Source organism: Psychrobacter sp. NC44, assembly GCF_904846655.1.
Taxonomy (GTDB): domain Bacteria; phylum Pseudomonadota; class Gammaproteobacteria; order Pseudomonadales; family Moraxellaceae; genus Psychrobacter.
This window is the reverse complement of record NZ_CAJHBN010000007.1, coordinates 123,160-147,015: the sequence shown is the minus strand read 5'-3', so window position 1 is coordinate 147,015 and position 23,856 is coordinate 123,160. Positions and strand designations below refer to the sequence as shown.

Sequence of the window (23,856 nt, the reverse complement as noted above, 5' to 3'; positions counted from 1 at the left end):
TGCGCATATATACATATTCAACAAGCATATGGCGCACTCATGACCGTGGTGGAAGCCATAACAACCCCACCGCGATCAGGTTATAAGTTGGTACTGATCAAACTAACGACTTATTTCTTACGCTTTTTACGCTGAATGGCGTGAATAGCACGGCCATCAGCAGACAGAGCAGCTTCATGCACGGCTTCTGAAATGGTTGGATGAGCAAAGGTCATCAACTGCAAATCTTCGATACTAGAGACAAATTCCATCGCAATCATACCCTGATGGACGATATCACCAGCACCAGCAGAGATAGCATGCATACCTAATAGGCGATCTGTTTTGGCATCAGCCACGACTTTAATAGAGCCTTCTGCTTCGCTTTGAGCCAATGCACGGCCGTTCGCTGCTAGGTTGAATGAACCTGTTTTAACTTCGTAGCCAGCGGCTTCAGCTTCTTGCTCAGTCAAACCAACCCATGCGATTTCTGGATGGGTATAAATGACGTTAATGATCGTGTCATAATTGACTTGAGCTTTTTCACCGTGAATACGCTCCACCGCCATCATGCCCTCTTCCATTGCTTTATGCGCAAGCATTGGACCACGGACTAAATCACCAATAGCATAAACGCCATCAAGATTGGTTTTGCACTGGTCATCGACATCGATCAAACCGCGTTCAGTCAAGGTCACACCGCTGTCATCACCAAGTAACTTCTCAGAATATGCACGGCGACCAACACAAACGATGAGCTTGTCAAAGCTCTCTTCAGATGACTCGCCTTTATTTTCGCTAGTAACGACGACTTGATCGCCCTTCACTTCAGCATTGGTGACTTTGGTATCAACACGGATATCAAGACCCTGCTTCTTCAGCATTTTGCCTGCTTCTTTTGCGATGTCTTTGTCAGCGGCTGCTAAGAAACTTGGAAGCGCTTCATAAACAACAACTTCGCTACCCAAACGACGCCATACAGAACCGAGCTCAAGACCGATAACGCCAGCACCGATAACGCCTAGACGCTTAGGAACTGAGGTAAAATCAAGGGCACCAGTAGAGTCAACGATACGATCACCGTCAGTTTTGGCAACTGGGATATCAATAGGTACTGAACCGGCCGCTAGAATCACGTTTTTAGCGGTAATAGTGCTTTCTGCTTCGTCTTCTAAAGCGACAAACTTAACTTGCTTATCAGCGCCTTTGCCATCAACCAATGTGCCCCAGCCTTGTAGCCAGTCAACGCCATTACCTTTTAATAACGCTGCCACACCGCCAGTCAATTGCTTAACGATACCTTCTTTGCGAGCAATCATTTGCTCGATATCGATAGCGACGTCGCCAGTGCTAATACCATGTTCTTCAAGATCATGCTTGGTCGCTTCATAACGATGCGAACTATCAAGTAGGGCTTTTGATGGGATACAACCAACGTTTAAGCAAGTACCGCCAAGAGCAGGCTCACCTTTATAAACACGTTTTTCGATACAAGCAACGCTCATACCTAACTGACCTGCACGGATAGCGGCTTCATAACCACCAGGACCGCCGCCGATGACGACTAAATCATAATTGTCTTTCATAGTACGTTCCTATTTTTAATTATCATTCTAATTGTAAATATCATTCAAACTGAGGATTACCTCGTTAATAAATAGGCAATATCTTTATTAGATACTTTTTCACTTGACGGTAAATACACCATATCAGCGAAACATTCTTATTTATTAATAAACAACGAGCACCACTGTTTAGACTAAAGTTAAAAAGCTTGTATCAGCGGTTACCAATACAAGCTTGAAAGCTTACAGGTCTAGGAGCAGCATGGCTGGATCTTCAACCAACTCTTTGATAGTGACCAAGAACTGTACTGCTTCTTTACCATCAATCATACGATGGTCATAAGACAATGCAAGATACATCATTGGTAAGATTTCAACTTTACCATTAACTGCCATTGGGCGGTCGTTGATAGCATGCATACCTAAGATAGCAGTTTGTGGTGGGTTCAAAATAGGCGTTGACATCAATGAGCCAAATACACCACCGTTTGAGATAGTGAACGTACCGCCAGTCATGTCAGCTAGACCAAGCTTGCCCTTTTGGGCAAGGCCACCAAGCTCACGAATACGGCTTTCTACATCAGCCATGCTCATGCGATCGGTATCACGTAATACTGGAACAACCAGACCGCGATCTGAAGATACTGCTACACCAATATCATAATAACCATGATAAACGATATCATCGCCATCTAGTGACGCATTAACTGCTGGGAAGCGTTTGAGTGCTTCTGTTGCTGCTTTTACGAACAATGACATAAAGCCCAAACGTACGCCATGACGCTTCTCGAACTGGTCTTTATACTTAGCACGCATATCCATCAACGGCTTCATATTCACTTCGTTGAACGTCGTTAGCATCGCAGTATCTTGTGACGCTGACAATAGACGATTCGCTACTGTTTTACGTAGACGCGTCATTGGCACACGTTTTTCAGTACGCTCACCCATTGATTCAGCCACTGGACGGCCGCTATCAGATTTGATGCTGCTGTCTGCTTTCAATGTTGGGTTAGCCATATCCGTTTTGGTCACACGACCGCCGCGACCACTGCCTTCCACTTCTTTAGGATCAACGCCAGACTCTTTCGCTGCTTTACGTACCGCTGGGCTTTGATCTTTATGATCCGCTTCGTCTTTTTTATCTGTTGCTTGGACAGGCTCGCCACCATCTGCTGCTTGCTTGGCTTGTACTGGCGCTGCTGGTTGATCTGGATCTACCGCAGGAGCATTATCTGCACTGGCGCTTGCACCAGCTTCGAATTGACCAATGATCTCGTCAGACAACACGGTATCATCAACCTGCTTAACGATTTTGGTCACAACGCCATTATCAGGCGCCACAACTTCTAATACGACTTTATCAGTTTCGATTTCAGCCAATAGGTCATCACGATTGACTTGCTGACCTTCAGTGACATGCCACTCAACGATAGTACCGTCGGCAACTGATTCTGGAAAAACGGGGGCTTTGATATCAGCCATCGATATACTCCTTAGATTGGGATATTCATATTTGTTATTAAGTCGTGATAGGCAGTCAGTGCCATCTTGCATAGCGATCTTAGATAATACTATCTAGATTTTATTACAACATACTGACTGTTATCGCCTGATTCATTTATCTTCAATAATCTGTTACTTAGCCAACTCATCGACACTGATACCAAGACCACCAGCGATCAACGCTTGCTGCTGCTGAGCATGCAGTTTCGGTGACCCTGTAGCAGGTGCTGCACTCGCAGGACGCGCGACCGGCTCCATTACTTTTGCTTTGGTTGGGTGTGGCACAACAATGCGGAACATATGCGGCGCTAAATAATACCAAGCGCCTTGGTTCAGCGGCTCTTCTTGCGTCCAAACGATCTCAGCCAAGTTGCTGTATTTTTCAATCTCAGCCATCAAACGCTGCTCTGGTAATGGGTAGAGCTGCTCAATACGAACAATAGCGACATGATCTAGACCTAAGGCGCGGCGCTGCTCAAGCAAATCGTAATAAACTTTACCACCACAAAGCACCATACGAGTGACTTTGTCTGCATTTTGGTTGTCCATCTCTGGCAGTACCGTTTCAAACTTACCATTCGCTAGCTCTTCAAGATTTGACGTGGCTAGCTTATGACGTAGTAAACTCTTCGGTGACATGACAATCAATGGCTTACGAATTGGGCGAACCGCTTGACGACGTAGCGCATGATAGATCTGTGCAGGTGTCGTTGGCGTTATTACTTGCATATTGTCTTCAGCACATAGCTGTAAGAAACGCTCAAGACGAGCAGATGAATGCTCAGGACCTTGACCTTCAAAACCATGTGGTAATAACATAGTTAGACCACAAACGCGCTGCCATTTCGTCTCACCACTTGAGATAAACTGGTCAATCACCACCTGCGCGCCGTTGACGAAGTCACCAAACTGCGCTTCCCAAACGATCAAGGCGTTTGGTACTGTCGTTGCATAACCATATTCAAATGCTAATACCGCTTCTTCTGATAACAATGAGTTATAAGTGGCAAAGCGGGCTTGAGTGTCACTCATATGAGCCAATGGCACATACATACTGCCATCATTGATATTATAGATTTCGCTATGACGATGTGAGAAAGTACCGCGACCCACATCTTCACCAGTGATGCGTACCAATACTTTATCGTTATCGACTAGTGATGCGTATGCCAATGTTTCAGCTGCACCCCAGTTCAACGGCTCTTCGCCTGTTTGCATGGCTAAGCGCTGCTCAACCACTTTTTGTACTTGGCGTTGTAACTTATAGCCGTCTGGCATTTCCGCCATACGACGTCCATAACCTTTTAGAGTCTCAATGTCGACACTGGTATCCCAATCATCTACCAATTCGTGACCTAAATAAGGTTTCCAATCGACAAATAGCTGCTCGTTAGGTTCTTTAACCAGCGAGTTGGCAACATAGTCACCACGGTCTAAAGATTCACGATAGTCATCTTCATACTGTTTTTCTTCTTCAGCACTTAAGACTCCATCAGCGATAAGCTTCTGTGCATAGATAGTACGAGTCGTTGGTAACTTCTTAATAACGGCATACATGAGTGGTTGAGTCGCTGATGGCTCATCGGCTTCATTGTGACCGTTACGGCGATAGCAGAACAGATCGATAATGATGTCTTTATCAAACTCATGACGATAATCTAATGCTAACTGTGCGGCAAATACCACCGACTCAGGATCATCACCGTTCACATGTAGAATAGGTGCATGTACCATTTTTGCAACGTCAGTACAATATTCAGTCGAACGCACATCTTCTTGACGACTTGTCGTGAAACCGACTTGGTTATTGATCACAATATGTACTGTACCACCAGTGCTATAAGCACGAGTTTGTGACATTTGGAACGTTTCTTGAACCACACCTTGACCAGCAAACGCCGCATCACCATGAATGACGATTGGCAATACTGAGTTACCATCGGTATGTTCCATTAAAGGCTCATCATTACGGCGAACTTGACGTGCGCGTACAGAACCTTGCAATACTGGCGCGACAATCTCAAGATGGGACGGGTTGAATGCCAAAGCCAAATGCGCTTCACCACCTGGCGTCATCACATTCGATGAAAAACCATTATGGTATTTAACGTCACCTGAGCCTTTTTCTGGCTGTACTTTGCCATCAAACTCATCAAACAAGTCCGCAGGGTTTTTGCCTAAGATGTTGACCAATAGGTTTAGGCGTCCACGGTGAGCCATACCAATGACCATCTCTTTGGTGCCATAACCGCCTGCACGTTGGATGATTTCATTGATAGCAGGGATAAAGCTTTCGCCGCCCTCTAGTCCGAAACGCTTAACGCCCGTATATTTACGTGCTAAGTATTTTTCTAGACCTTCAGCTGCTGTTAGGCGCTCAAGAATAGATAAGCGCTTTTCTTTATCAAACTTGATGTAACCTAAGTTGGTTTCTAGATACTTTTCCATCCAGCGTTTTTCAGTACTGGTGGTAACGTGCATGTATTCAGTACCAATGTAACGGCAGTAAACACGTTCCATAATTTCGATGATTTCACGTAAAGGCGCTTCGTCTTTACCGATATTTAAATCATTGGTAGGAAATACGGTATCAAGATCAGCTTCTGAAAGATTATGATAAGCAAGGGTCAAATCTTCCACTTCTGCACGTGGATGTAGATTTAATGGATCAAGCTTGGCACGGCGATGACCACGGCGACGGTAAGCTGAAATTAGCTGTTGTACACCCATTTGTTTAGGGTTGGCACAGTCGGCTAAGCCTGCACTTTGATCAGGCGCTTGAGTGCTGGCTTTGTTGGCAGTTTGGTTGCGAGCAAGCAACAAAAACTGTTCCTTAATAGCGTTATGCTGTGCATCGTTTGCCGATTTGTATTGTTCAAAATACGTTTGCCAATCGGTATCAACGCTATCAGGATCGTTTAGGTACTGCTCATAAAGAGCTTCTATATAGCTGGCGTTGTCAGCAGCCAGTTCTGTATGTCCTAGGCTTGCGGCTTCTTTAGTTATACTATTCATAATAATCGTCTATTTGATAGATAAATGAATGGAATCGTGCTTATTATTGTGTAATCTGTTGTATGTGAGACATCTAAATACTTAATGCTATAAAAACTCAATCGTATTCTGTTCAGTACTGATTTATGAACCACACTTATTACTATAAAAGAAGTACGCTTATCTGTACTTTTGCTTATGACAGACAGTGATGCTAAATAGTGATAATAAGTGCCATTACAATACCTATATTAAAAATATAATTATTTGTGAACGTCCAGTTTTGTTATCTGACTCGTCTCACAACATTAATTTATATATACTGAAGTTAGTCATAACCAATTCATCAAAGATAAACGATCGATGAATTATTGACGCCTTCAGCTGGCCTATTATTTGGCTATCCTCGCTGGAACGTCTGGTTATTCCCAAGCTATCATTACTTTTATGGCAAACATACGTTGCTGTATAGAGTAGCATGACAGCGTTTCGCGCCATAGTTTGTTTGTTCAATACTAACTATTTAGGTAATGAATATCTACTATCATTTTGGATGCATTATTCCAGTCTATTACTTGTTTTGAATACTTATTTATCAGTAAGTTAAACGTTAACGACTGATAGTGGTTCGTCAAAACGACTAATTATTAAAATAATGCGCTATTCTAACATTTAACGTGGTGAATATCTCTGGCTGAATACTTTTTTCTAACACCAATTATTTGACATACTCCCGCCACTTTCGACAAGCTCAAGTGTGGGATTCTAAAAGCAAAAGCTCTTAGGTGACTTTCTCACGAAGGTCACAAGCTTTCTGTTTCATCGGGCGACCTTTACCGCGTCCTCCCTCCACAGACAAAACGGCATGTCCTACCGTAAGAATATTACGAGCTGCATTAACATCAGCATTCGCAATATAACCACATTCAACGCACTCAAATTTTGCTTGGGTGCGTCTATTTTCTTTGGCAACATGCTTGCACTCAAAACAGGTTTGGCTAGTAAATCTTGGGTTTACTTGGATCAATAATCCACCTTGCCATTGCTGTTTATACTCAAGCATAGTCAACGCCATACCCCAACCCTGATCAAGAATTGATTTATTCAATCCTGATTTGGCTCTGACATTGCGACCTTTGTTTTCAAGCGTACCACTTGCTGATTTCGACATATTAGCTACTTTCAAATCCTCACAGACAATCATGGCGTGGTTTTTGCTGATGTCAGTGGTGATCTTATGCAAGTAGTCATGGCGAATATTGGCGATATGATGGTGAAGCTTTTGGATTTTACGGTTTTGCTTTTTCCAATTATTACTAAATAAGACCTTGCGGCTTAATTGGCGCTGTAGCCTTGCTATCTTGACTTGATTGGCTTTGAAGCTATTTTTGGGCTGAATAATATCAGCGTTTGAGGTAGTGATAAATTTAGTAATCCCTAAATCAATACCAATGGCGGTTTTGGACGGATGGGTCGGTGTTTCAACCTCACGCTCCGTACCGAAAGACACGTACCAATGGCCGGATTTCTTACTGATGGTGATATTCTTTATGACACCTATGATCTCTTGAGATTTTTTAAACTTCACCAAGCCAATACCATTCGGTAATTTGACGCGATTGCCCTTAACGCGGCAATATTTATCAAACTGAACCAAGCGGATTGAATCTCGACCATCTGATTTACGTTTAAAACGCGGCATGAGTGGGCGTAGTTGGATTTCAGTGCCGTCGGCAAGCTTGAGGCATTTAGTTTTTCTAGGTTTTCTGTTATTTTCTTTCAGCCTTGCATGAACTTTAGGGTCAAAAAAGCGCGACCAAGCAGAAGCGAGATCACGAACTTTCTGTTGTAAAGATACCGCATTGGAGCTTGTTTTTAAGAATGCAAAATCAGGATTGGCTTTAATATCCATGATTTTATTAACCAAATTCGTTGCATTAATAAACTCATTCTTAACAAACATCTCAAACGATATGGCCAGCATTTGATTCCAAACAAAGCGCGCAGAACCAACAAGGTTATTTAAGATAACCTCTTGCTCTACGTTAGGCTCAAGCCTAAACTTATACGCTTTACTGATTTTCATAACACCAATTCGTTTTCGTCTGACATGTTATCAATACTAAAGATTAACACGATTTATTTCAGTAACTAATCTGTATAAAAATATAAGGCGGTGTTCTAAAAAGTATGGTGACGAAAAAATTTAATACGAAGTCTATGCTAATTTCTCTGATTCCATAGAGCTTTCAAGGCTTCAAAATTGTTCAAATTTTAGTCAACATATTTTTTGACACACCACCGAATATAATAAATACTAAGCGACATTCCCCTCCGCCCTAATGTCGGGTGGAGTCCTATTTCGCTTTTTTGATAGATTGCTGACGTATATATCATGCCTTCTTACATACAACCAACGTATTGATAGCCCAGCCTTACCTTTAACCATGTCGAATAATCGTCTCTATAAGCCCTATCTGACACTGAAAGACAATCAAAGAATCTCAGATATATTGCTCATAAAAAACACCACCTAATGATTAGGTGGTGTCTTTCGTACGCTATCTGCAAAAAAACCAGACCATTATAAACGATTAACCTGCTTGGTCAATGAGCATATTACGTAAATGACCAATTGCTTTGGTTGGATTTAAACCTTTTGGACAAACTGATACACAGTTCATGATACCGCGGCAACGGAATAGGCTAAATGGATCATCTAAGCGCGCCAAACGTGCTTGCGTATCACCATCACGGCTATCAGCCACGAAGCGATAAGCATGCAGTAGTGCTGATGGACCTAAGAATTTATCAGGGTTCCACCAGAACGATGGGCAGCTGGTTGAACAGCATGCGCATAGAATACATTCGTACAAACCGTTTAGCTTTTCGCGTTGCTCAGGTGACTGCAAACGCTCAGTTGGCGGCGCTGGCTGGTCATTGATCAAGTACGGATGTACTTTCTCATATTGCTCATAGAATTGGTTCATATCAACAACCAAATCGCGAACAACAGGTAGACCTGGTAATGGACGAACCGTGACTTTTTCTGGCAGAGTGTTCATGTTAATGAGACACGCTAGGCCATTTTTGCCATTGATGTTCATGCCATCAGAGCCACAAATACCTTCACGGCAAGAGCGACGGAAGGTCAGTGTTTCGTCTTCCTTTTTCAGGCGTAATAACACGTCAAGCAACATACGATCTGAGTCTAGCAACTCAATCGTATACGTTTGCATGCGCGGCGCTGCGTCCAGATCAGGATCGTAGCGATAGATTTCGATGGTGCGAGTACCTCGGCTCATAATGCTAAACTCCACACGTAGGTGATGGCGGGCATACAAAGGTTGCAGCATATCAGCGCTATTGATTAGCCCATATTGACAGTAATTATCAAATATCAACTAATCATATTGTCACGCTGGCATGAGCATGTAGCTGGCGGTCACCTTTTAATAAATGAATAAAAAATAAAACGTTTACGCTGTTCGTATCGCTAAATTGCGCAGTCTAAAATTAGTAGACGCGAACTTTCGGTTCGATATAATCAACCGTTAGTGGTACCTTACGAACTGGCTTATAAATGATGCGATTGCCTTCAGAATACCATAAGGTATGCTTCATCCACTCGTGGTCATTACGGCCATTTGGTGCGTAATCATCATCTTCTGGACGGTCATAGTCAGACACACTATGAGCACCGCGGCTTTCGTGACGCATTGCCGCTGATACCATCGTCGCTTTGGCCACTTCATACAAGTTAGCCACTTCGAATGCTTCAATGCGCGCTGTGTTAAATACTTGTGATTTATCGGCTAAATGGATTTTTTCAATCTTGTCACCAAGCGCTAAAATCTTCTCAACGCCTTCGTCCATCATCGCTTGCGTACGGAACACACTCGCATGCGCTTGCATGGTCGCACGAATCTCGTCAGCCACGTCTTGGGCATTATAGCCTTCAGTCGACTGTTGCAGCTTGTCTAAACGACCGACCGTATAATCTAGCACGCGTGGATCTAGAGGCTTATAGTTATGATCGGCATGATGGAATTCATCAACGATATGCTTACCAGCAGCACGACCAAATACCAGTAGATCAAGCAAAGAGTTGGTACCTAAACGGTTGGCACCATGAACACTGACACAAGCACATTCGCCGATAGCATAAAGACCTTTAACCACGTTGCCTTTTGCATATAGACCGTCTTCATCAGTACCCGCTTCTAGATCAGGCGTGATTACTTGACCATGGATGGTGGTTGGAATACCGCCCATCATATAGTGAATAGTTGGAATAACGGGAATTGGCTCTTTGGTGATATCAACGTTAGCGAAGTTTTTACCAATCTCAAATACTGATGGCAAACGCTTCATGATGGTTTCTACACCCAAATGCGTCATATCCATTACGATATGGTCAGCGTTTGGACCACAGCCGCGACCTTCTTTGATTTCTTGATCCATAGAACGAGAAACCAAATCACGTGGTGCCAAGTCTTTCACGGTTGGCGCATAGCGCTCCATGAACGCTTCGCCATCTTTGTTACGTAAGATTGCGCCTTCACCGCGGCAACCTTCAGTTAACAGTACGCCTGCACCGTGGACACCTGTTGGGTGGAACTGCCAAAACTCCATGTCTTGTAATGGAATACCAGCACGAACTGCCATGCCAATACCGTCACCAGTATTGATATAAGCGTTAGTAGAGGCGGCAAAGATACGACCTGCACCACCTGTCGCTAGGACAGTAATCGGTGACTGGAATACGGCAACCGTACCTGTCTCTTGCTCAAGCGCGATAACACCGTTGATATTACCCGCTTCGTCTTTGATCAAATCAAGCGCAATCCACTCGATAAAGAACTCAGTGCCTTGCTGCAAATTCTTCTGATATAACGTATGTAATAGCGCGTGACCCGTACGGTCAGCTGCAGCACACGCACGTTGTACGGCTTTTTCGCCATAATTTGAGGTATGACCACCGAATGGGCGCTGATAAATCGTGCCGTCTTCGTTACGGTCAAACGGCATGCCCATGTGCTCAAGCTCATAGACTACTTTAGGCGCTTCACGGCACATGTATTCAATCGCGTCTTGATCACCTAACCAATCTGACCCTTTAACGGTGTCATAAAAGTGGAAATGCCAGTTATCGTTGCTCATGTTGCCCAAACTTGCGCCGATACCGCCCTGAGCCGCAACCGTGTGCGAACGGGTTGGGAATACTTTGGTCAAAACGGCAACTTTCATGCCCGCTTCTGCCAAATGTAGTGAAGCACGCATACCTGAGCCGCCGCCACCAACGATGACTGCATCGTAGTTTAGCGTCTTAATATTACTAATGGTATTATCTTGTCTAGTTGCCATTACGGTTTTCCTAATGCCTATTAATGCTTAGAAGTAAATAAAAAGGCTGTCTCAAAATCATCCTATTGCTAGACAAAACACTTTATTGTCTTGCCACTATTTGCAATTATCAAAGTGGATGACGCTCACAACCTTTAACCACCTAATTTGCACATCTATCGTTATATTGGGTTCGCTCACTGACTAAACCATAGCGCACCTATTATATAAGTGACTGGCTAAGTCAATGATGTCCAACGCTATGATTGGCTATGACTATTTTTGGCTACTAACGGATGACTTTGACATTTGCTAGTCGCGTCCGTTATTGTTTATAGATAAATCAAGTTACAGATAAATAAATATTATCAATACATAGTCTGTTCAATATAATATGGATACAAGGAAGGCATGTCACCAGAACTACAAATAGTAGATTAAGCGAGCCTGACACCGTATCCAGATTATAGGGGATTGGCTATCGTTAAACAGCAACCACACCGAAACCAGTACCCCAAAAAATCATGATGCCCCAAAATAGAAACACTAAAATAGCGATAATCATCAATGACTGTAGCACTAAGCGTAGACCTGCTGCGCTTGAGCCCAATTTGCCAGTCGTGATATAGTCGGTGAACACGGTCCACATACCAACCCAAGCATGACCAGCTAGAGCAAGTACCGCCACCAAGCTAAATAGGCGCATAGGTAAACTGGTCATAAATGATGACCATTCAAGATAAGTAACATCGCCATGCGTCAAAAAGAAGCCCAGCAATACCACACTATAAACGGCTAAAACGACAGCGCTAATACGCTGGATAATCCAATCGCGTGAGCCTGAACCTGTCAGACCAGTCGCACTTTTGATTCCTGAATCATTTTTTATCATTAGAACATCACCCATACAAATGACGCGACAATTAGAATCGCTGCAATCACAAAACTAACCATAGACGCAGTGCGGCCAGATTTTAGCTCTTCGTTCATGCCCATATCAGCGAATAAGTGCTTAATACCCATCACAAAGTGATAAGCAATCGCAGCAACAAATATCCATGCTAAAAAGCGCACAAGTACGTTGTCAAATACGGTTTCAAAGCTCTCAGCCGAAGCCAATGAGTTCTGTAGTAACCACAGCATGACAGGAATCAATAAAAATAAAATAATGCCAGAGATACGATGCAAGATAGAGGCGATCGCAATCGGTGAGCGATTAACGCTAATCACTTGGCTTAAAGGCAGATCAATAGGTCGGTTGCTTTTCACAGCGGGCATCCTTTTTGCGGTTATACTCCTGTATCTGCTATCAACGCTTGATATCACTGATGTCGATTAAGCATTGAGCAACACACGAGACGAATAAAGTAAGGAAGAGCTAGCTGACTTCGTTTAGTTTGCGCTAAATATGAAGAAAGGATCGTGGGTTACAAGGTATTGATAAACTGTTTAATATCGCTCGTCAAATCGACAGGTCTATAAAACAACCCGTCTATTATACAACAAAGAAAATAAACATGAGTAAGATCGATTAACTAGTCTATTTTTACTGGTCATATCAATAAAAACAACGCTACTCCGTCATCGATATCAATACAGCCCTTTTACTAATGACTTAAAAATAGAACAGTTAACAAAAGCATTCAAACCCTGGATTACAGATATTGTCTATCAAAACGCTAGTGCGTCGTTGCTCTGGTGCTACTCAGCCATAACCGAGTATGAATAGAAAAACGACACTACATCATGACCACTTATCAATTCGCACAAAGCGAGTGCCAGTTAAGTTCCTACAATTATAAAATGACTGGGCGATAATTACAAATTTATCCCCTAAGTAGTAAAAGGCAAACGCTGGGTTAACAAATAAATAGACAGCGATCATACGTATTTGCCAAAATTACTCAATTTTGAGGAGATTTATGCCAAACTCAATTCGTCTACTACGCATACTCTGTCTGTTTTTAACCCGAATATTAATCAAACCTGCTACATTATTATCGTAAAATTCTTTAAGAATTATGCGGATAATGTAGCTGTACTTACTGTCATAAAAACAAGCTTTCTAAGCAAAATAACCAATCAGACATATTTTGATACAAAAATTACAGTGAATAAACACGACTAAACCGTGCCAATTGGTGCTATTGATGGTAAAAGTCTTTTCAAATCATAAGTAATTACTGCTAATATACCCTGCGTATTAAATGAGTTAAATGCATTTTTATGATTTGACTAACGATAGACCGAGGGTGTGCGTCTGTCGTAATTTTATTCTAACAAGCTAAAACCAATGGAGAGCAATTTATGGCTGACACTAATGCCAAACTAACCGTCAATGGTAAAGAATACGAGTTTCCTATTATCGAAGGTACTTTAGGGCGTCCAGTTCTAGATATTGCTGCTCTACAAGAATCAGGATTTTGGTCTTATGACCCTGGTTTTAAAGTAACCGCTCCTGTTGAATCAAAGATTACTTATATTGATGGCGGTAAAGGTGAGCTACTACACCGCGGCTACCCTATCGATCAATTGGCAAACAATGCTGAATATTTAGAAGTGGCTTATGCCTTGATTCATGGCGACTTACCGAACGCTGAGCAAAAAGCAGATTTCTTTGAAAAAATCCGTAAGCATACGGGTGTTCATGATCAATTACGCAAGTTCTTTGAAGGCTTCCGCCGTGACGCACATCCAATGGCCATTATGGTTGGTGTCGTTGGTGCTTTATCCGCGTTTTATCATGAAGCATTAGACGTCAGTAACGAAGAGCATCGTGAAATCACGGCTATCCGTCTAATCGCTAAAATGCCAACGCTTGCTGCGATGAGTTATAAATACTCGCAAGGCGAACCGTTCATGTATCCACGCAATGACTTTAGCTATGCTGAAAACTTCTTATACATGATGTTTGCCACGCCTGCTGATGTTGATTACCAAACCAATGACGTCATCACTCGCGCCATGGACAAAATCTTTACTTTGCATGCTGACCACGAGCAAAACGCGTCAACGTCTACGGTACGTCTAGCTGGTTCTACTGGCGCAAACCCTTATGCGTGTATCGCTGCTGGTATCGCCGCCCTTTGGGGACCATCACATGGCGGCGCGAACGAAGCCGTGCTTGAGATGTTAGATGAGATCGGTTCAGTTGAAAATGTGCCTGAATTCATGGAAAAAGTGAAGAGCCGTGAAGTGAAACTGATGGGCTTTGGTCATCGCGTTTATAAAAACTTTGATCCACGCGCACAAGTAATGAAAGAAACTTGTGACGAAGTATTAGGCGCATTGGGCATCAATGATCCTAAGCTTGAGCTTGCCATGGCACTTGAGAAAATCGCTTTAGAAGACCCGTTCTTCGTTGAGCGTAACTTGTATCCAAACGTTGATTTTTACTCGGGCATTATCCTTAAAGCCATCGGTATCCCAACGTCAATGTTTACCGTTATTTTCTCATTGGCTCGTACCTCTGGTTGGATCAGCCATTGGTTAGAGATGCACAGCACACCGTTCAAAATTGGTCGTCCACGTCAGTTATACACTGGTGAAACGCATCGCGATTTCGTTAAAGTTGAAGACCGTAAATAGTCACTTATATTTTAGTTTTTAGAACCATAAAAAATCCCGCCATCGTGCGGGATTTTTTATGGTTCTTTTTTTATGGTTCTTACTGTCTCATTTGATACGGTTAGCCACATTACATTTTATAGAAACCCTATCCGTTACTGAATGAATAACTGGTTGAGTGACAGAATTGCGGCTACTGGAATTCTTTTAGTGTCTGCTCATATTTGGCAATTTGCTCATCATAACCTTTAATGGTGTCATTAAACTTAGTCATAAGCGTCTCAAATTCTTTTTGTTGATTCAGTTTCATCTGCTGCATATCAATCACTTGCTGAGCTTCTATCTGCTCCCAAACCTGGTGCTGAATAATCAAACGCGCTAATGCTGGGCTCTTGGCACTGAGCCTGCCAGCAACTTCTGCATGCTCAAATAATTGCGGTACTAACGTTGCGATATTAATTAAAGTATCAACATCTTCTGCGCTAAGAGGTGTCGTTACAGGCTGATAAAGCGCTTCCATCGCTTGCTGGTAGCTTTCGATGATTTGATCTTCTGTTAGCATGACAGGCTTACGCGGCTCAAGGCTAATGCGCTTTAACACCGTTAAATCACGCTCGCCAACTTCCGTACTGGTATTGATATCAGTCTCAGCGGAGATATCCACTTCATCATCTGTGGTGTCAGCAGATAGTGAGCTGCTATCAGCTGCATCGCTGTTATTCTCCATCACGTTATCAGTATTAGTATCGCTAGCAGTATCACCATTTAGCAGCAATGAATCCTCACTATCTGAGCTATCAGCGGCTTGTAGGGATTCATACTCTGCTTGTAAACGACGCTGTAGCCTTTGTGCTTGCGCGACATATATGGGCTGAAACTGCTTTATACGGGTAGCAGCAGAATCACTTGGGCGCATAGGCTGACTGTCTTCAGTGCTCGTTTTTTCAACGCTCTGACTGTCTTCTGGCGCAGGTTGAGTCTCTGCTTGCTGCTGACAACCACTTAACAGCAACACGCCGCTGAGTGTTGCCGCAAGCAAGGTTGGCGAGTGCTGTAAAAGGTTGTTTTTTTGATTTATAGAATCATCGACCACACCTTTATTCATTTTATAACTGGGCTTTTTTGGCAAAAATTTAAACATAAGAGTACGTGTCCTTGTTAAGGCAAAATAATAAAAACCAAACTCGTCATGGCAATCCATTGCCAATGGATATCACTTCATATTGTCGTCAGACTTCACGATTAAAAATGGAATACAAGTTTCTAATGCTTGACAGTCTTGTCCACGTTGACGACGAATAAAATAATCCTGAACCATACGCGCCTGCTGTTCGATACCGTATTTAAAGAAGGATTTGCCTGTCTTGAGTACATAATCATAACGGCGATCAATAAGTGCACCGCGCACCACTTTTAAGCCTTGCTGTAATTGCCATACATGAGTCAATTCATGTATCAGCCAGCTTTTTTTACTCAATGAAGCATCGCTAAAATCTACTGTCCAATCTGCTGGGTTAAAATAAATATTGCCATTAGGACTAACGGCATAATGTTTCAACACCCACCAAGCAGTCTTGAGCTGAACCTCATCGAGATTGATACTGTCGCCAAATACTGACCGCGCCAGCGCTATCTCACCTGTAGTAAGCAAACGTGATTGCTGCTTGGCACTGCGATATAAATAGCGAGCAAACAAGCGCTGTAATATCGGCGGAGACATCATGACGGTAATACCTTATGCCTAATGAATGGATGATCACAAATGATAGGTCGTAAATCGCGCTTGATATCTGCGATCTATCAATGCTGTTGAACCGTTAATAGGGATAAAAGCATAAAAATCAAAGTATTTGGGACATAAGCTGTACACTTGATTGACTTTTATTAACGTAAATCTGCGTTAGCCTATCGTGTATGACACATAACAAGACACATACTAAATAGCATCTTTATAAATTAGCCTACTTTTACCACTAATGTCTAATATTCATTAGTGCGAAAATCATGCCAAACAGACAGATATGGTCTTTTTTCATAGTAATGATGAATGTAATCTAGGATGTAGTCATTTAGATGCAGCAATAAAAGCCCATTAATCACTGTCGTTATGAACTAATTGATAGCTGTTTAAATTGATAATAGAGATTTCTATGCCGCCTAATTTTCATGCCGATACACCCCTTGCTCAGCGTATGCGCCCAACGACAATTGATGCAATCATTGGTCAAGAACATCTACTGGCGGCAGGTGCGCCCTTGCGGCGTTTGGTCGAACAAGGGCATCTGCCATCGATTATTTTGCATGGTGAAGCTGGCATCGGCAAAACGACTATTGCCATGCTGTTGGCTGATGCTGTTGGCAGACCTTTTCATGCCTTGTCTGCCTTGAATACTGGGGTCAAACAGCTGCGAGAAGTATTAGACAATAAGGACTCATTGGCATTTGAATCACCTGTGGTTTTTATCGATGAGATACACCGCTTTAACAAGGCTCAGCAGGATGCCTTACTGGGCGCGGTCGAATCTGGTGATATTACCTTGATTGGTGCGACAACTGAAAACCCCTCCTTTAGTGTCAATAATGCCCTGCTATCACGTTGCCAAGTGTATCGTTTAGAGCCACTGACGCCTAAGCAAATCAGTGCGGTATTGCACAGGGCAATTTCAGAAGATTCAGTGCTGAAAAATTTGACGGTTGATTTACAAGCACAGGACACTATCAGCCAACTGGCGCATGGCGATGCTAGAAAGGCGCTAAATTTATTAGAGCTTGCTATTCAAACGGCGGACACTAAGCAATCACCGCTCTTCATTAACGATGAATTGGTCGCTCGTGTTGCTCAGACCGCGCTGGTACGCTATGACAAAGATGGCGAGCAGCATTACGATATTATCTCGGCGATGATAAAGTCCGTACGTGGCTCAGACCCTGATGCTGCGCTTTATTGGATGGCGCGGATGTTAGTTGGCGGTGAGCCTGCTGATTTTATCGCGCGGCGTTTGGTCATCTTGGCCAGTGAAGATATTGGTAATGCCAACCCTAATGCTTTACTGCTTGCCGATGCAGCATTGCGTAGTGTGCAATCAATTGGTATGCCAGAAGCGCGTATTATCTTGGGGCAAGTAGTGGTTTATCTGGCGACCAGTGCCAAAAGTAACAGCACTTATAAAGCCATCAATGCTGCGATGGCGTTGGCAGGAAAAGATGCCTCTCCTGTGCCGCTACACCTACGTAATGGCGTGACTAAACTGATGCGTAATCAAGGCTATGGTCAAGGTTACGCCTATCCACACGATTATCCCAATCACTATTATCCACAAAGCTATTTGCCAGACAATTTAGTTGGTAGCAGCTTTTATGAATTTGCCGACAACCAACGCGAGCAACACAGTAAACAGTTTATGGATTGGCTAAAAAGCCAAGCAGCCAGTAATGACTGATGGCTCACATGGTCGATTAGCCCTTTACTTAATACACCATTGAATACATGAATCGTCGTGACCATTAGTAATACTTATCACTATATTTGACAGACTAGTCCATATAGTTTTGAGATGAAGCAGCACAGTGGGCTGAAAAGCGTTAAAATGTCCTCATATTGATATATGAGCAATGATTCCATAATGTCTACGGTGGATCAATTTGATCCCATGCACTTTGCCTAACCGCAACAGCGCTCTGTAGCATCTACTGCTACAATAGACAGATAATGCTTTATATTCCACATCACACCTATCTATAAATAATAAAATATTGAGACTTACTATGAGTTTAAATACGATTCCTGAGATTATCGAAGACATTCGTGCTGGCAAGATGGTCATCTTAATGGATGATGAAGACCGTGAAAATGAAGGTGATATCATCATGGCAGCGACCCATGTGCGCCCTGAAGATATTAACTTTATGATTACTCATGCACGTGGTTTGGTCTGCTTGACCTTGTCACAAGCACGCTGCCAACAGTTGGCGTTGCCGCTGATGTCTGATCGTAACGAAGCAAAATTTAGTACCAACTTTACGGTTTCTATCGAAGCCGCTGAAGGCGTTACAACGGGTATTTCTGCTGCTGATCGCGCTCGTACGATTCAAGCAGCGGTTTCTTCTTCAGCAAAACCTGAAGATATCGTCCAGCCTGGACATATCTTCCCAATCATGGCTCAAAATGGTGGCGTCTTGCACCGCGCTGGACATACTGAAGCTGGTTGTGATTTAGCACGCCTAGCAGGGCTTGAGCCCGCAGCAGTAATTGTCGAAATCATCAATGCTGATGGTACGATGGCGCGCCGTGATGACCTTGAGATATTTGCCGAAGAGCATGGCATCAAGATGGGTACAATTGCTGACCTCATCAACTACCGCATCGCGAACGAGCAAACGGTAGAAGAAATTGAGTCGCGTCCTTTTGAAACGGAATACGGCACCTTTACGCTACATCGCTTCCGCGAATTTGGCGCTGATGAAACGCATTTGGCTTTGGTAAAAGGCGATGTGAGCGAAGGCGTCAGCACCGTCCGTGTCCATGGTTTTCACCCACTACGCGACTTGTTTGCTGCCAAAAATGATATGACGGGTCGTAGTGGCTGGAGCGTGCGCTCAGCACTGGAGGAAATCAGTAATTCAGATCGCGGCGTATTAGTTTGGATTGGTAGCAACCAGCCAATAGATTTAGGAGAGGCGTTAGACAAAGCTGCAGACAATGAATCGCAATCGACCATTACTCAGCAGCCGTATCGCAGCATTGGTGTTGGTGCACAGATTTTGCGTCATTTAGGCGTTCGTGATATGCGTTTATTATCATCACCCATGAAGTTTTACGCATTATCAGGCTTTGACTTGAACGTCATCGATTTCGTACATGCGCCAAAGCAAGATTAATGTTTGACTGTTTGATTCGATATCAGCCACATAGCAAAAGGCACGCTAACATAACGTTAGCCTGCCTTTTTTTCATTTATTTAATATTCAGTGCTAAAGCTTAGGTATATGACCAACTTTTGCTTCTAATGCCAATAGCCGAGCGCGCTCTTCCTCTGTCCAAGCTAACTTACGCTTTCCCTCACTATCGAGACGTACCACAACTGCCTCAGCTGTCGCGACGATGGCTGCTTGCGCGGTACTATAGTAGCTGTATTCCATCACGATACTCGTATTGCCCAAGCGCTGACAGCGCACTCCTAATAGCAAAGTATCAGGATAAGTCACTGGGCGTAAATACTGGCAACTTGATTGTGCCAATACCGTCACCATACTGCCATCAAACATACCTAGCGCCTGCAAATAGCCAATTCGTGCTGATTCAGCGTAACGGTAATAAATCACGTTATTTAAATGGTTAAACGCATCCATCTCGCCCCAGTGAATGGGCTGATGATGAATAATGGGATAATGAGACAATTCGTCAGGATGATTATCTGCAATATTGGAGGCTGCATGTGCTGCTTGATTCAAACTGTCCATAACGTCATTTCTCTTATTTTTGTATTCATAAATCTATCAATCAACATCCACTGAACCACTAACGCTGAGATTTATCCAAAATCTGAGTGGTCAACAATGGCGTTGGTTTCGGTGCATTGGCAATCAATTTATCTAACCAATCTATAACTTCTCCGATATTTGTCGGAGCGGATCTGGTTGGTAGATTCTTATCGGTAGAGGTTTGTTTTTTGCCTGCGGACGCAGTATTAGAGGCATTTTCAGTATTAGTCATGGCTGCCTTTGGCGCTGACTCTTGAGGAATAGCAGACTTCGGCACCAAGGTTTGTAGTTGGTTTCGTGCTTGACGCAGATAACCAATCAGCTGCTCTTGTTCGCGCATATTACTGGCTTGACTGGCCAGATTTAAGGTCATAATCACTTCGTGAATGGTCAGTTGTTTGCGCGAGAGGCTCATATTATTATCAGCGCTATTGCGCGGTGTCGCCTCGCTACTCACACGCTCATAGCTGTGCAAAAACTCTTGAATATTTTGGATGGCGAGGTTTTGTAGCTGCCAAGGACTGGGCTGAGTGCTGCTTGCCTGCAAACGTTCGATGTCTTTCATCAAGCTTTGTTTGATCACAACCGTTAGCGCTGGAGCAATCTCATTGCTACTTTGCGAAAGCTGCCAATGCAGACCACGCAACAAATCAATCGCTGCACTGTCGTTATTGTCTGCCAATAATCTATCAGCGGCTTGTATCTGAATACGCAATAAATCTAACTGGTTTTGCGCTTGGCTACTGGCGGCAGATCGAGGCTCTGGCAGCGTCTGCTGACTCATCGCAAATAGACGGTCATCCATCTCATTCAGACGGCTGACGACTTGCTCGTTGCTTTGCAAACGCTCATTAACACTATGCTGGAAACGCTGCTGGCTGATGTAGAGCCACAATAGGGCGGCGATAAGCAACAAGATAACCAGCCACTGCAGGCGCAACAAAAACACATTTGCTTGTCGGCGCTGCTGAGTAGCAGAAGGTTCCTGAGATAACGATTCAGAATTGATTGACATAAGGCAGCACCGTTATTTTGGCTAAAACAGGTTTAAAGCAAATAAATAAAAAGTGAAACATAATAGATAAGGACAGATTATCGGTTGGTACATTTATACATTTAACAGGCTTTAGCATGGATAGCAGCAAGAATGGTTTCTGGCGCCAAATCTTCTACACGCCAATAGCTTAACTGCTGCTCAGCGACCATATTGGCTAAACGCTCACCCAGCACCACATAAGCAAAGTCTGACAATTTATAGGGCAAAATAGCGGGGGTTTCTCTGGCTGTTTCTTTCTTTAATGCCTTTTCTGCCACAGCCCGAACAATGCTTTCCCAATGCTCAAAGGCTGTACCGCTACTGACCACAACGATTGGCTTTGGCTGACTAGCTGATGTATTTTGCATACCATTGCGAGCTAAAAACCCTTGTAGCCACTGCTCATATTGAGTCATTGCATCGACTGGCATTATGCGCTCATACCAAGCAATGCTATCAATATGCACACCGCGTGCCAGCAACGTATCGACCAATAATCGCCTACCACCCAATCCGCGCCACACGAGCAACTTGTCACCTGCTTGCAAACGTTCAATCTCAGGCATCGCTAGCATACCTTCGTTATTGGCAATATGAGGCTGAAGCACTTGGTAATTCGATGCCTCTATTTTGGCATTATTTAATACTGACGCGGTCGCTTCACCCACGGCAATCAAGTAGCTCGGCGCTTGCAGAGCATTAATTGCTATATCTTTTCGCTCATTATTATCATGGTCATGGTCATGGTTTTGAGCTTGATGTTCAAGCGCTTGCCAAACAGCCAGTCCTGAAGCGGCTGCCGTTGGGCTAACGATCACAAGCGCTTTATAATCGCCTGCTAGCCACTGCCGCATCAGCGTCATGTCTTGCTCAGTCGTTGGGCGCGATTGTAACGTCAACATCGGTATCTCTACCACCGTCAGCCCTGCTACTTGTAGATGATCCGTCAATGCAGCGGCACGTTCTACTGGGCGAGTATTGATGACTACTTGCGTGAGTGATGACTCATTATTTGATTGACTGTTAGCAATAAGCTGGGCGTGATTTAATGTTGATGACATAGACGTACCATGACAAAAGACTGATAGAATTGGCTTAACGATAGCCCTAGCATCAATAATACTGGGGCTATGACTAAGATAATCAAAATACTGGTATGTTATTCAGGATGATAAATCGCGGATAAGATATCACCCGCGCCATCGGCAAGCAGTATATTGGCAACATCAATACCAAGCTGATTAGCCTGTACTTCTTGCTCGGCTTGTGTGCCGATCAACGTGACGCGCTTCTCTGCTTTTAGCAGCTCGCTGCCATCCGCTTGACCGACGCGGCCACGTAGCCATAACACATTGCCGTTGTCGTTATTGCCATTATCACCGTTATCGTCATTGTTGCTGCTCGTTTCATCCGCCATTTGTAAAACGGCATAAGCAGCAATGGGCACTTGGCAGCCACCCTCTAAGTGACGGTTTAGCGCGCGCTCAGCAATGAGGCGGATACGAGCTTTATCATCATTCAGTGGTGCCAGTAATTTTAACACCTCATCATCACCTTCACGGCATTCGATTGCTAAGGCGCCCTGACCAACCGCAGGCAGGCAGGCATTGATATCAAGCTCGCCGCGTATGCGCTCATCCAGCTCGATACGCTGCAAACCACTGGTTGCTAAAATAATCGCATCATACTCGCCAGCATCTAGCTTGCCCAAACGTGTACCAACGTTACCGCGTAGGGTTTTGATTTGTAGGTCTGGGCGATAGGCTTTAAGCTGACACTGACGACGCAAACTTGACGTGCCAACAACTGCCCCTTGCGGCAATTCATCAAGACTATTATAGGTGTTAGACACAAAAGCATCAGTCGGTGAGGCGCGTTTGCAATAGACGCCCAGCATCAAGCCTTCTGGAAGCTGCATCGGTACGTCCTTTAATGAATGTACCGCGATGTCCGCTTGTTTGTCATATAGTGCTTGCTCAAGCTCTTTGACAAACAAACCTTTACCGCCAATTTTAGCCAAAGGTGTGTCCAAAATCTTGTCACCCTTAGTGACAATTTTTAGCAAGTTAATCGTCAATTCAGGATACAAATCTAGTAGACGAGCACGGATATGCTCAGCTTGCCATAGTGCTAAAGGGCTCTGACGCGTGGCGATATTCAAGGTAGTCAAAGCAGTTTGCTGCGGATTGCTCATAAAGGGCCTCAATAAATTCGATACTATTCACGTCAGTACTATGCAGGTCAGTATTAAGCAATACTGCAAATTTTCCACAAAAAATGGGCGATATAAACCATATATAGTCAATGCTGACGCAAAAAAATACCCCTATTTAAGCATAAATAAGGGTTTGATGATATGGGATGATTATTTCACGGTTATTT

The 23,856-nt window shown here is 43.6% G+C and carries 17 protein-coding genes; 3 read left to right on the top strand and 14 right to left on the bottom strand.

Annotated features, from left to right (window positions below):
* Positions 1-110: 110 nt before the first annotated feature.
* The 8 genes from lpdA to sdhC form a co-directional block, all read right to left on the bottom strand.
* Positions 111-1,565: a dihydrolipoyl dehydrogenase gene (gene lpdA, locus JMX95_RS07385; RefSeq protein ID WP_201560434.1), complete on the bottom strand. Its 1,455-nt coding sequence runs from the start codon at positions 1,563-1,565 to the stop codon at positions 111-113.
* A gap of 222 nt (positions 1,566-1,787) precedes the next feature.
* Positions 1,788-3,029, bottom strand: coding sequence for a 2-oxoglutarate dehydrogenase complex dihydrolipoyllysine-residue succinyltransferase (gene odhB / locus JMX95_RS07380; RefSeq protein WP_201560433.1), 1,242 nt, complete (start codon positions 3,027-3,029; stop codon positions 1,788-1,790).
* 153 nt (positions 3,030-3,182) lie between these two features.
* A complete protein-coding gene (locus JMX95_RS07375) occupies positions 3,183-6,065 on the bottom strand; it encodes a 2-oxoglutarate dehydrogenase E1 component (RefSeq protein WP_201560432.1) in 2,883 nt (960 codons plus the stop codon).
* Positions 6,066-6,825: 760 nt separating this feature from the next.
* Positions 6,826-8,130, bottom strand: a complete 1,305-nt coding sequence (locus JMX95_RS07370; RefSeq protein ID WP_201560431.1) for an RNA-guided endonuclease InsQ/TnpB family protein — start codon at positions 8,128-8,130, stop codon at positions 6,826-6,828.
* Positions 8,131-8,638: 508 nt separating this feature from the next.
* Positions 8,639-9,349 (bottom strand): succinate dehydrogenase iron-sulfur subunit, encoded by a 711-nt coding sequence (locus JMX95_RS07365; RefSeq protein ID WP_055123743.1) that lies wholly within the window; start codon positions 9,347-9,349, stop codon positions 8,639-8,641.
* 211 nt (positions 9,350-9,560) lie between these two features.
* The gene (gene sdhA / locus JMX95_RS07360; protein WP_045443095.1) at positions 9,561-11,411 is read right to left on the bottom strand and encodes a succinate dehydrogenase flavoprotein subunit; all 1,851 of its coding nucleotides are present in this window, start codon (positions 11,409-11,411) and stop codon (positions 9,561-9,563) included.
* Between the two features lie 463 nt (positions 11,412-11,874).
* On the bottom strand, positions 11,875-12,261 hold the full coding sequence (sdhD, locus tag JMX95_RS07355) for a succinate dehydrogenase, hydrophobic membrane anchor protein (RefSeq protein ID WP_227500963.1): 387 nt from the start codon (positions 12,259-12,261) through the stop codon (positions 11,875-11,877).
* A gap of 20 nt (positions 12,262-12,281) precedes the next feature.
* Entirely contained in the window at positions 12,282-12,668 is a 387-nt protein-coding gene (gene sdhC, locus JMX95_RS07350) for a succinate dehydrogenase, cytochrome b556 subunit (protein WP_083475612.1), read from the bottom strand.
* A gap of 1,029 nt (positions 12,669-13,697) precedes the next feature.
* On the opposite strand from sdhC, the gene gltA reads away from it, so the two are divergent.
* Positions 13,698-14,978 (top strand): citrate synthase, encoded by a 1,281-nt coding sequence (gene gltA, locus JMX95_RS07345; RefSeq protein WP_055123667.1) that lies wholly within the window; start codon positions 13,698-13,700, stop codon positions 14,976-14,978.
* Positions 14,979-15,150: 172 nt separating this feature from the next.
* Here gltA and JMX95_RS07340 read toward each other — a convergent pair whose 3' ends face one another.
* Both JMX95_RS07340 and JMX95_RS07335 read right to left on the bottom strand, forming a co-directional pair.
* Positions 15,151-16,098, bottom strand: a complete 948-nt coding sequence (locus tag JMX95_RS07340) for a hypothetical protein (RefSeq protein ID WP_201560430.1) — start codon at positions 16,096-16,098, stop codon at positions 15,151-15,153.
* A 72-nt stretch (positions 16,099-16,170) separates the two neighbouring features.
* Positions 16,171-16,677 carry a type IV secretion protein Rhs gene (locus JMX95_RS07335; protein ID WP_201560449.1) on the bottom strand — a complete coding sequence of 169 codons (507 nt, stop codon included), beginning with the start codon at positions 16,675-16,677 and terminating at the stop codon, positions 16,171-16,173.
* 430 nt (positions 16,678-17,107) lie between these two features.
* On the opposite strand from JMX95_RS07335, the gene JMX95_RS07330 reads away from it, so the two are divergent.
* Positions 17,108-18,397: a replication-associated recombination protein A gene (locus JMX95_RS07330; RefSeq protein ID WP_201560429.1), complete on the top strand. Its 1,290-nt coding sequence runs from the start codon at positions 17,108-17,110 to the stop codon at positions 18,395-18,397.
* A gap of 325 nt (positions 18,398-18,722) precedes the next feature.
* Positions 18,723-19,835 (top strand): bifunctional 3,4-dihydroxy-2-butanone-4-phosphate synthase/GTP cyclohydrolase II, encoded by a 1,113-nt coding sequence (ribBA, locus tag JMX95_RS07325; RefSeq protein ID WP_055123670.1) that lies wholly within the window; start codon positions 18,723-18,725, stop codon positions 19,833-19,835.
* Positions 19,836-19,928: 93 nt separating this feature from the next.
* Here ribBA and JMX95_RS07320 read toward each other — a convergent pair whose 3' ends face one another.
* From JMX95_RS07320 to hemC, 4 genes are all read right to left on the bottom strand, one after another.
* Positions 19,929-20,417 (bottom strand): acyl-CoA thioesterase, encoded by a 489-nt coding sequence (locus JMX95_RS07320; protein ID WP_055123671.1) that lies wholly within the window; start codon positions 20,415-20,417, stop codon positions 19,929-19,931.
* Between the two features lie 58 nt (positions 20,418-20,475).
* Positions 20,476-21,453, bottom strand: a complete 978-nt coding sequence (locus tag JMX95_RS07315) for a hypothetical protein (protein WP_201560428.1) — start codon at positions 21,451-21,453, stop codon at positions 20,476-20,478.
* Between the two features lie 101 nt (positions 21,454-21,554).
* A complete protein-coding gene (locus tag JMX95_RS07310; protein WP_201560427.1) occupies positions 21,555-22,535 on the bottom strand; it encodes a uroporphyrinogen-III synthase in 981 nt (326 codons plus the stop codon).
* A gap of 98 nt (positions 22,536-22,633) precedes the next feature.
* A complete protein-coding gene (hemC, locus tag JMX95_RS07305; RefSeq protein WP_201560426.1) occupies positions 22,634-23,668 on the bottom strand; it encodes a hydroxymethylbilane synthase in 1,035 nt (344 codons plus the stop codon).
* Positions 23,669-23,856: the final 188 nt, after the last annotated feature.